This window comes from Infirmifilum sp. (assembly GCF_049970975.1).
Lineage (GTDB): Archaea > Thermoproteota > Thermoprotei > Thermofilales > Thermofilaceae > Thermofilum > Thermofilum uzonense.
On sequence record NZ_JBMFLX010000045.1, the window covers coordinates 1 to 9,800 of the forward strand.

The 9,800-nt window shown below is 43.6% G+C and carries 12 protein-coding genes; 8 read left to right on the forward strand and 4 right to left on the reverse strand.

The annotated features are described in order from the left end of the window. From ACP5KC_RS06885 to ACP5KC_RS06895, 3 genes are all read left to right on the forward strand, one after another. Positions 1–565: TCP-1/cpn60 chaperonin family protein (locus ACP5KC_RS06885; RefSeq protein ID WP_424739245.1), on the forward strand; the 565-nt coding region annotated here is incomplete at its 5' end. 51 nt (positions 566–616) lie between these two features. Beyond that, complete coding sequence (locus ACP5KC_RS06890; protein ID WP_236944853.1) at positions 617–1,189, forward strand: AAA family ATPase; 573 nt, start codon at positions 617–619, stop codon at positions 1,187–1,189. Positions 1,190–1,192: 3 nt separating this feature from the next. Beyond that, positions 1,193–1,642 carry an RNA-binding domain-containing protein gene (locus ACP5KC_RS06895; RefSeq protein WP_052884412.1) on the forward strand — a complete coding sequence of 150 codons (450 nt, stop codon included), beginning with the start codon at positions 1,193–1,195 and terminating at the stop codon, positions 1,640–1,642. Positions 1,643–1,680: 38 nt separating this feature from the next. Here ACP5KC_RS06895 and ACP5KC_RS06900 read toward each other — a convergent pair whose 3' ends face one another. The 4 genes from ACP5KC_RS06900 to ACP5KC_RS06915 all read right to left on the reverse strand — a co-directional run bounded on the left by ACP5KC_RS06900 (position 1,681) and on the right by ACP5KC_RS06915 (position 6,245). Further along, on the reverse strand, positions 1,681–2,631 hold the full coding sequence (locus ACP5KC_RS06900; protein ID WP_273433830.1) for an MBL fold metallo-hydrolase: 951 nt from the start codon (positions 2,629–2,631) through the stop codon (positions 1,681–1,683). Further along, complete coding sequence (locus tag ACP5KC_RS06905; RefSeq protein ID WP_424740560.1) at positions 2,600–3,646, reverse strand: TRM11 family SAM-dependent methyltransferase; 1,047 nt, start codon at positions 3,644–3,646, stop codon at positions 2,600–2,602. Before ACP5KC_RS06905 ends, ACP5KC_RS06900 begins: the two co-directional genes overlap by 32 nt. A 48-nt stretch (positions 3,647–3,694) precedes the next feature. Then, entirely contained in the window at positions 3,695–4,771 is a 1,077-nt protein-coding gene (locus ACP5KC_RS06910; protein ID WP_052884409.1) for a DUF373 family protein, read from the reverse strand. Positions 4,772–4,895: 124 nt separating this feature from the next. Next, positions 4,896–6,245 (reverse strand): cyclic 2,3-diphosphoglycerate synthase, encoded by a 1,350-nt coding sequence (locus tag ACP5KC_RS06915; protein WP_273433833.1) that lies wholly within the window; start codon positions 6,243–6,245, stop codon positions 4,896–4,898. Positions 6,246–6,497: 252 nt separating this feature from the next. Here ACP5KC_RS06915 and ACP5KC_RS06920 point away from each other — a divergent pair, with 252 nt between their 5' ends. From ACP5KC_RS06920 to ACP5KC_RS06940, 5 genes are all read left to right on the forward strand, one after another. Next, entirely contained in the window at positions 6,498–6,905 is a 408-nt protein-coding gene (locus ACP5KC_RS06920; protein WP_191118466.1) for a hypothetical protein, read from the forward strand. A gap of 66 nt (positions 6,906–6,971) precedes the next feature. Beyond that, positions 6,972–7,934, forward strand: coding sequence for a transcription initiation factor IIB (locus ACP5KC_RS06925; RefSeq protein WP_052884406.1), 963 nt, complete (start codon positions 6,972–6,974; stop codon positions 7,932–7,934). A 57-nt stretch (positions 7,935–7,991) separates the two neighbouring features. Then, positions 7,992–8,825: a diphthine synthase gene (dph5, locus tag ACP5KC_RS06930; protein WP_052884405.1), complete on the forward strand. Its 834-nt coding sequence runs from the start codon at positions 7,992–7,994 to the stop codon at positions 8,823–8,825. Next, complete coding sequence (locus tag ACP5KC_RS06935; protein WP_273433837.1) at positions 8,786–9,472, forward strand: cytidylyltransferase family protein; 687 nt, start codon at positions 8,786–8,788, stop codon at positions 9,470–9,472. The genes dph5 and ACP5KC_RS06935 overlap by 40 nt, the downstream gene beginning before the upstream one ends. 123 nt (positions 9,473–9,595) lie before the next feature. Further along, a partial coding sequence (locus ACP5KC_RS06940) for a hypothetical protein (RefSeq protein ID WP_428287052.1) occupies positions 9,596–9,800 on the forward strand: 205 nt, incomplete at its 3' end.

Here is a 9,800-nt window from a genome sequence, read left to right on the forward strand (position 1 = left end):
CTTCGTTGAAGGCTGCCCCAACCCCAAGAGCGTGACAATACTCGTCAGAGGCGGTTTCGAAAGGGCTGTCGACGAGGCTGAGCGCTCCATCAAAGACGCCCTTTACGCTGTAGCAGATGTCCTGAAGCATCCGTACATAGTTCCTGGAGGTGGAGCTATAGAGGCCGAGATTGCGAAGGAACTCAGGAAGTATGCTACAGAGGTTAGCGGCAAGGAGCAATTAGCCGTAGAGGCCTTTGCCAATGCTTTAGAATCTATTCCGAGGACACTGGCTGAAAATGCTGGCTTAGATCCTATCGACGTCATAGCCGATTTAACAGCGGCTCACCAGGATCCATCCAAGTGGGGCTACGGCGTTGACGTGAATAACGGAGGTGTAGCCGATATGATTTCACAGGGAATCTTTGAGCCGGCCAGTGTCAAAGACCACGCGATAAAAGTTGCGACTGAGGCCGCCTCAATGATTCTGAGAATAGACGATATAATAAGTGCCTCCAAGCTTGAAAGCAAGAAAGAAGAGAAGAAGGGCAAAGAGGAAGGGGAAGAGAAAAGCGAGTTCGATTAGAGTTTCTTAAATCTAAAGAATATTTTTATTCTTTATCGATACTTCTGGCTTGTGACGTTACGTTTGTGCAGTATAGAGAAGCTATTGCTTGTGACAGGCTTGCCTGGTTCAGGAAAAAGCATTTTTGGAAAAACAGCATCTCGTAGGGGAATACCAGTAATAAACATGGGCGATATTGTACGAGAACACGCGCGTGAAAGGGGTCTAAAGGTTACTGATCAAAACTTAGGAACCATAGCAACCGAGTTACGTCAAAAGCTAGGAAAAGCCGCGATTGCCATCATAGCCTTTGAGAAAGCCTGTCAAACCGGGAGAAAGCTAGCAGTAATCGAGGGGCTTCGAAGTCTCGAGGAACTCGACTACTTCAGGGGGAAGGTTCCCAAATATGTTCTGGTGGCGTTTCACGCGTCACCGAGTACAAGGTTTAAGCGTCTATTAAGCCGTGGTAGGGAGGATGATCCCAAAACTTGGGAGGAATTTGAGTTGAGGGATAGACGTGAGCTCGACTTCGGTATAGGATCTGTAATAGCACTTGCTGACATAATGGTGGTGAACGAGAATATTACTCTAGAGCAACTTTCAGCTGTAGTTGAAAATTTACTTGAAAGTATAATTGAGGGGTAAGTCATGCGCGTAACGGCTCGTGCACCATTATATGCAACAGAGTCCGAAGAGAAGGTTCTAAAAGCCATTCGTAACGTACTAGACTTTAATAAGGACGAATGTCACGTGGATCGGTACGATAAGTACCAGGAAGTGGTATGTTCTGCTGAGTCTCCCAGACCCCTAGAGAGACTGGCTTACCTATTGAGATCCCAGAGAATTCTTGACGCAGCCCGGAGTTACATTTTAAGGGGGAGAAGTGAAAACGTCTTCAAGTTCCACTTGAATAAACAGGCAGCTTTTCAGGGGCGTGTCAGCTTTTGCTCATTCGAGATAGGTGAGAGTCCCCTAGGAGCTATTACTCTGATGATAGACATAGGCGAATGTAATCCCGAGCTTTTTATAAACTGGATAGCGCCTGAAACTAAAGAAGGAAAACCCATCAATGAAGAAGCAACTTTTCGATGTGTCTGAAATGGCTAACTTTCTTGAAGCTGTCATGTCGGTGCAGGCTAGGTACTAGGCGGAGGGAAGATAACACGGATCAGTCGAGGACGCTTCACAAAAATTTCAATTATCAGGCCTTTTTGAGCTAATATTGAGCGTGCAAAAATAAGCCTTGCCTCTTCAAGGAGGAGGGAAAGATCAGTGTATCGGGTGCTGAAATGTGTTAATACTAAAATGTTTACTTTGGCCAGACGTGCCAGGTATGCTGCCTCGCTAGCCGAGGAGTGTGCAACTTCCTCTCTTCCCTCTCTATCTTGAAATGCAAAAGTGCTTTCATGGATAAGTAGGTCGGCACGGTAACTCTTCGCACCGAACCTTGCATTCGGTAAGGTGTCGCCACTATAAGCGATCTTTAATCCTGGAATCTTCTCCGAGATAAAATCTTCTAGCTGGTATTGTCTACCTCGAAAACGTACATAGCCTTTCTCGATTAATCTACGGCGCAGCCTGCCCGGTATACCTTCTCTTTGAAGTTTTTCACCATTCAACCTTATCTTTTCCTTTGTTTCGATTATATAGGAGTAGGATACATGTGAGTGAGGGCTCTGAACATAAACGGCTCGGATTCCCTCTTTATCATCTATCGTGAATACGCCTTCAGGAGATGACAGCTCGATTACTCTTATAGTAAAATTTGCTTTAGCTATGTTTCTTAAAGGTATAATTTCTTCTAGTCCTAGAGGTCCTACCACCTCAATCGGGGTCTTCCTCCCTGCCAGTTGCAGGGATTCAATCAAAGGAGCTAAGCCGTAGACGTGATCACCATGTAGATGAGAGATAAGAATGCTTAAAGGAGAGTTGTGGCTTAGTCGAAAGTATTCAAAGGCCCCCTGACATAATTCGCCAGCATCAAGCACTATTAACCTAGTATTTATCTTAACAATTATGCAAGGGGGCAATCTGTCTTTAAAGGGTCTTGTGCTACTAACTCCCCAGAACATGACCCTGGCGCTCATCACGCAAGCACCACAAAGATCTTGTCAACCTTGAGTGCTCGAATATTTTACACTCTTCCGTAAATCCCATTTTAGTCAACCTGTCCGTCTCACGTCCACTTGGATAAAGGAATATACAGGAGCCGTTTTTCTTCAATATATACCTTACAGAGGAAAGAAAATTTATTAGAGGATCAACAGACTCTCGCCCCTTCACCGGGGAAAGTCGTCCATAAGGAGGATCAAAGGCTATCGCATCAAACGATTTCTCTCTAAAGGGTGGAAGTGATGCATCCGCTAATATAAGATCCACATTTGTGTAAAGATTTAACTGAATAACATTACGACGGGCCCCTCTAACAGGTTTGTAGAATATTTCCAGTCCTACGGCATAATAACCTAGCAAAGCAGCCTCTATCAGGACGCCGCCAGAGCCGCAGAAAGGATCCAGAAAAGTCATGGGCTTTTCCCTACCCTTAGCCCTCGTGGATAAATTTACCATGAAAAGAGCCATCCTTGGTGAAAGAGCTGAATACTGCATGAACGCTCTCTTCTCGGGTGATCGGTAGATAAATCTATCCCTTCTCATCCTCTTCAGGAAGACTCCCAGATAACCTTTTTTCTCGAGACAATTTATAATTAGGTGAGGTCTTCCCTCATAGGGATAAATTTTACTAAAGGAAAGCTGGTCAGCTATTGAGAGAATATCTTCAAGGCATGTTAGTGAACCTGTTATGGAAGGTAACTTTGACAACTTGTCTATGCTTAGCACTCTTATCACTGGGTTTTCAACTTTTATTCCTGTTCCTTTAGTACAGAGTAAATCCATAAAGTCAAGGCAACCTGAAAGGTCTACATGTTTTATGACCAAAAATACATCCTGAAGTGTCGCCGACCTGTATACATACTCCTCAAGCATGACTATATCAAGTAATCCTGAAACCTCTATGATGTTAGGGGATAATTGCCTCATTTTTCCGGAAATAAAAATAGCCTCAACCAGTGTCTCAATATCTTTACGGCTACAGTCACTCAAATTTCTTTTGAAAAATAATATAACTCTTTTTTCTTCCAGTGGTAAAACTCACCCCTTGCCACGTCTCTCGAGAGGTAATATGGATACGAAAAATACAATGAATCCTAGCACAATAAAGGACCACGTCAAAACTCCACGGATGTCGCCTCCACCGGATAGGTACTTAGCCACTTCAACGAGTAACTGCCTAGAGATTAGGATTGTCATCAATGCAAATGCATCTGAGACTCGCGGAGGTTTATAAGATATAAAGGTATCTACGATTCTTCCAAATATTGGGAGAGCTGCAGCTAAAACGAAAAGATCCGTAGTAATTAACTGCGCTCCAATAGATGCCAGCATCATATCTCCCAGTGCAGCGAAAAACCCCTTAGGGATGTTTTGTACAAGAACAGAAACACCTTGTATTGTTCCAAGCAAAACCAGCAGTGCGGAAAGTATGAGCGCGGCAAAGGTTATTGGCTTAGAGGAATAGATTCCACGCAGGGTCTCATCAAGGTTGTAGCCCTTCACAACTAAAACTAATCCTGTGAAGCCAAGGATAATAGGCCAGAGAAACTGGGGTAGCAGTGTTGAAAGGAAAACATATACTATTAGAAAAACCCCTGTGAGACCGAGTGAAAACCTACGATATTTTTCTTCCATGAATAACTTCCTTACATAATTAACGAGGAGAACAAAAGTCTCTTCTACCCCTCTAGACTGTTGGACGATTACTCTCCGTATCGAGATCAATGGGAGCCTTGACTGAATTAAAGGTGCAACTGCCTCATCAGTTGGTCCATCTGAGACTAATATAGCTCCTGTAAACTTCTCTTTGGAAAGAATTTGGTCGAGCTCTCGTAGTATTTTAATGTCGGCCTCAACCCCCTCTTGCGTCTCACCTGCTAAAAGGGCTATCTCGACTCTATCTTTGTACCCCTTGTTTACTAGTTCTCGGTATGTTTGGACTGCTGCGAATAATGCATTTGAATCTGAGTCCTCGGGGCGGCGCAAAATATATTCTAATGCCGTTCTCAAGATATTCTCCTCGCCCATCACAGGGGTAGATATACCTAGAACATCGCCTACGTCATTGTCTCGATCAACGCAGAGTACGAGTATTCTCTCCTCCCCACCATTCACGTCAAATCACTACTCTATTCTGGTATATTTTTATTAGTGCTTATTATACTTCATGCGATCACATACACCATACAAGGTACTTTTCCGACATGATCGAAGACATAGAAATTAGAATGTGTAGTGGCTAAACCTTTAAGCGGCTACTTATAAATTCGTGGATTATTTCTCTAAGTCCTGGAACCGATACTTCTCGAGCTTCATAGAAAACCCTGACAGCAGGCTTGTTTAGCTTCAAATATCGGCGGAGATCAGATGGTGTGCCCATTACAATGGCGTCGGCGGGTATACGATTCAATGTCTCTTCCAGTTCCCTAATTTGTGCCTCAGAGTACCCTAACGCAGGGACTATAGGTCCAAGGTGAGGATACAATTTGTAAGCATCGGCGATGGAGCCAACAGCATAGGGTCTAGGATCTATTATCTCGCGGGCACCGAATTGTCTTGCAGCGTTGTAGCCAGCCGCAAAGCTTAGTGAGCCGTGTGTAACCGTAGGCCCATCCTCAACTACAACTACTTTTTTATTCCTTATAAGTTCGGGAGCATCCACGCTTAACTCTGATGCAGTGTATACTATCTTTGCTTTATCGTTTACCTCTCTTACACTCTTCAACACAACTTCCACGGCTTTTTCCTCAACAGCATTTACTTTGTTGATTACTATGACATCTGCCAACTTTACGTTTACATACCCGGGATATGAGCCTAAAACATCATCTGGACGCGTGGGGTCCGCTATTGTTATGTAAAGGTCTGGTTTAAAGAAAGGCCAGTCGTTATTTCCGCCATCCCAGATTATAATGTCAGATTCTTTCTCGGCCTCTCTTAATATCTTCTCGTAGTCTACACCAGCATACACAATATTACCCATAGCCAGGTGCGGCTCATATTCTTCTCTCTCCTCTATTGTACAATTGTAATAGTCAAGGTCGTCAAAAGTAGAGAATCTCTGGACAACACTTTTCCTAAGATCTCCGTACGGCATCGGGTGTCTCACTACAGTAAACCTAACTCCAGCTTCTCTTAGTATCCGCGTGACATACCTCGTAATCGTGCTTTTTCCTGCACCGGTTCTGGACGCGGTAACAGCAATCACGGGCTTCACGGATCTCAGCATGGTTTTTTCAGCCCCGAGGAGGATGAAGTTAGCACCGGCAGCAGTAACACGACTAGCCTTGTCCATTACTTCGTGGAATCTAAGATCACTGTAGGAAAGATACACCTCGTCTACCTTATACTTTTTAATAAGTTCCTCAATCATACGTTCGGGATAAATTGGTATACCCTCAGGGTAAAGCGGGCCTGCGAGCTCAGGAGGATATTTACGATTATCTATAAATGGAATCTGAGTAGCCGTAAAAGCAACAACTTCATATGAAGAATCATTCCTAAAAAGGACATTAAAGTTATGAAAGTCTCGCCCAGCAGCACCCATGATTATAACTTTTCTTCTTCGATTTATGGCTACTTCTTGCATCTAGCTCGTATGAATATGTAGAGAAAGAATAAATAAATTCTTGTAAATATTTTTTGAAGCTATGTTATTTTTTGTATAAATTATTGATGAATACGTCTTTTTAAGCGAAAAAACTCTTGTTTGGATCTCATCGTCTAAAAAATATTATAAAATACAACTTATTAAGTCAAAGTTATCTGGCTCTTGAGTAGGCCTCGTTGTGATGCTTACTAGAAATATTAAGAGGTTCTAACTAGGGATCTTGTCTGTAATATGTGTAAAACAGTACTTATCGATACAAGTGTTCTCATGTATATCGTTGAAAAGAGGCTAAATCCGATCGAAGTACTTTTCCCCGCTGAGAAGCCAATATGTCATGTAGTAATCCCAGATGTTGTTCATAATGAACTCCAAAAACTTTCAGCCGATAAGGCATCGAAAAAAGGCGTAATTGCTGCAAGTGCTATTATTTTGGTTGAACAGATTCTCAAAACAAATCCTAATCTTTTCAGTTACATTAAGATTGCAGGCACCCATGAAGACATTGATAGTGTTTTAATTGGTGAAGCCAGGCTAAGGGGGTATATCTTAGCGACCGCTGATCGAGAGATGAAGAAACGTGCCGAAAAAATGGGGGTTGAGGTTTTGTTTTTAAGAAGGGCTAAAGGAAGGCTTATATAGTTTTTGGATAGAAAGATTTAAATAGGTTGGAAAAGAAATCCTTAAATAGATTTCGGGTGAGAATACATGGAAAAAAAGAATATTAGAGAGGAGGAATCGCCGGGCGAAGCGGAGTTAGAGCTTAGATGTCCACAATGCGGAAGTACCAAACTTATATATGATGCTACAAGAGGCGAAATAATCTGTGCGAATTGCGGATACGTGATGAGTGAGCGTGAGATTGATCGAGGTGCGGAGTGGAGAGCCTTCACACCAGAAGAAAGGGAGAGACGTAGCCGAGTTGGAGCACCCATTTCAAGATTTGGAATCGAGAGCCTTGTAACAGATATTGATTGGGCTGGAAGAGATGCGGCGGGACGGGAGATAAGTCTTAGGAAGAAAATTGAAATGTTGAGACTAAGAAAATGGCAGGTAAGGGCTAGAGCTCAAAGCTCAATGGAGAGGAATCTCGCTCAAGCAGTTGTCGAGTTAGAAAGGCTAGGTGCTCAGCTAGGGCTTCCCAAATCAGTCCTAGATAGGGCTATAGAGATATATCGCAGAGCACTAGATAGTAACCTTGTTAGAGGCCGGAGCATTGAATCCGTGATGGCTGCAGCCGTTTATGCAGCCTGCCGTGAGATGAGGCTTCCCAGGACACTTGATGAGATAGCTATTTACACAAGGGCAGGACGTAAAGATGTTGCAAGATGCTATAGGCTCTTGCTAAGAGAAGCAGCGATAAAGGTTCCCCTCCCTAATGCCTCTGATTTTGTTCCAAGGATCGGCTCTTTGCTAAGATTATCCGGTTCAACAATAAAAAGAGCAATGGAGATAATTGAACAGGCTAGAAGTGCAGGACTTACCGCTGGCAAGGATCCTGCAGGACTTGCGGCGGCAGCCATTTACATAGCTGCTATCCAGAATGGAGAGATGCGTACACAGAAAGAAGTTGCCCGGGCGGCAAAGGTTACCGAGGTAACTGTACGCAACAGATACAAGGAGCTTGTAAAGAAGCTCGGTATAAAGTTGCCCATCAAGCCCAACAGGTAGAATGAGTTTTCCTCTTTGACATATATTTTATAGAGCCTATAACCACGAATTATCTTAATGCTTGTAATAGGAGGGCTAGGGCTATACGGTTTACGTGATGTTTCGCTAGGTTTAATGGAAGAAATAAAGACCGCGGATATCGTATTCTTAGAAGAATACACAAGCATAACACCGGATTTCTCAAAATCTGTTTTCGAGAAGATTACCGGGAAAACCCTAAGATCTCTTAGCCGCAAGGATTTAGAGAACGGTATAACCGAAGAAATATTGGAAGCCTCTCAAAAACTGAAAGTAGTCTTTCTTACATTTGGAAATCCACTTATAGCTACGACACATGCATACTTAGTCGCGGAGGCTTACAAGAGGGGTATAGAAGTAAAAATCATTCCAGCCCCATCAGTAATAGATGCCATTTTGTGTTCAACTGGACTCCACATCTATAAGTTTGGACGGGTAGCCACGCTTGTTTATCCGCAGAAGGAATTCAACTTTTATCCCTACACGTCATACAGGGTTATAGGAGACAACCTAGATCGCGGTTTACATACACTGCTGCTACTCGACATAAAGGCTGAAGAGAATAAGTATATGAGTATTCCTGAGGCTGCAGAGTTACTCATGATGCTAGAGGAAAAGTTCCGCGAGGGAGTAATAAGCCCCGACACTATAATTATAGCTGTTTCGCGAGCGCTTACACCAACGGAAGAAGTCTTTGTTGGTAAAATAAGTGAAGCGATATCTCTTAAGAAAACCGCGCCGCCCCACTCTATAGTTATCCCTGGTATTCTCCACGATACAGAAATAGATTTTTTACAGTATAAGCTTCGAATGAGCCGAGAGGTGTTTATTGAATGGAACAAGTCTGTCGGGAAAAGGCTTCGAAGTATATAAGCAACGTCAATGCTGCGTTAGAGACACTCAAATTTACGAGTGATGGAAAAGACATTGAGACTGTGATTAACCAGGCAAGACTGTATTTGTCTGACTCGCAACACTATTCTAAATTGGGTGACTGTTTAACAGCCATAGCTTGCGCCTCCTACGCGGAAGGCCTTCTAGACGCGTTGAGAATGCTTGGCAAGGCTGAGTTTGAGTGGAGAAAACCGCAAGACAACGTGGCCACTCACAGAGTACTCGTAGGAGGTGTTTTTGACCTCCTTCATCCCGGCCATATATATTTTCTTAGGAAGGCAGGCGAGTATGGAAAGGTCTACGTTGTTGTTGCAAGGGATGCGACGGTTATTGAAACCAAAGGAAAAAAACCTTTAATGAAAGAAACGGATAGAGTTTTACTACTCAACAGCCTGAAGCTTGTGGAAGAAGCCTTTCTAGGCGATTACCCGCCGAACTTTGCAAGTGCGATTGAAAGGGTTAAGCCTGACTATGTCGTCCTTGGTGCCGATCAGACATGGCTTAAGCCTAAGGTCGAGGAGTCATTAAAGGAGGTTGGTTCCAAGGCCAAAATAGTTTTCATTGAGGAAAGAATAGAGGGTTATTCCTCGAGTAATCTTCAAAAGCTTCTAGGCTACCCCCAGTAAATTCATGCTAGTTCTAATACGCCCTACCTGACCTCCTCCCCGCCCTGAAGGGCGAGGTTTCCCTGTTAAAGGGTTATTTTCTGAATCCCGATGGGCGTATCTTGCCCTTCTTCTCGGCGAGTAATGACTCCACTCCGTGTCGACACAAAGGCTTTGATCTCGCTTGGTGTTAGTGGGCTGTATCCTGTCTTGTGGGCGATGTCCAAGCATATGTTTATGCAGCGTTTATTTCGAGGCCCCAAGTCCTGCACACGTATAGCCCCTTTCAAGGCATATGCTGACATCCTCCCAGACCACAGGAAGGCACTCGACAGCATCGATGCAATAC

What these genes read in the sequence shown, in the direction of transcription:
- ACP5KC_RS06895 (WP_052884412.1), top strand. Translation starts at nt 1,193, where the DNA reads ATGCGCGTAACGGCTCGTGCACCATTATATGCAACAGAGTCCGAAGAG.
- ACP5KC_RS06900 (WP_273433830.1), bottom strand. Translation starts at nt 2,631, where the DNA reads ATGAGCGCCAGGGTCATGTTCTGGGGAGTTAGTAGCACAAGACCCTTT.
- ACP5KC_RS06915 (WP_273433833.1), bottom strand. Translation starts at nt 6,245, where the DNA reads ATGCAAGAAGTAGCCATAAATCGAAGAAGAAAAGTTATAATCATGGGT.
- ACP5KC_RS06920 (WP_191118466.1), top strand. Translation starts at nt 6,498, where the DNA reads ATGTGTAAAACAGTACTTATCGATACAAGTGTTCTCATGTATATCGTT.
- ACP5KC_RS06925 (WP_052884406.1), top strand. Translation starts at nt 6,972, where the DNA reads ATGGAAAAAAAGAATATTAGAGAGGAGGAATCGCCGGGCGAAGCGGAG.
- dph5 (WP_052884405.1), top strand. Translation starts at nt 7,992, where the DNA reads ATGCTTGTAATAGGAGGGCTAGGGCTATACGGTTTACGTGATGTTTCG.
- ACP5KC_RS06935 (WP_273433837.1), top strand. Translation starts at nt 8,786, where the DNA reads ATGGAACAAGTCTGTCGGGAAAAGGCTTCGAAGTATATAAGCAACGTC.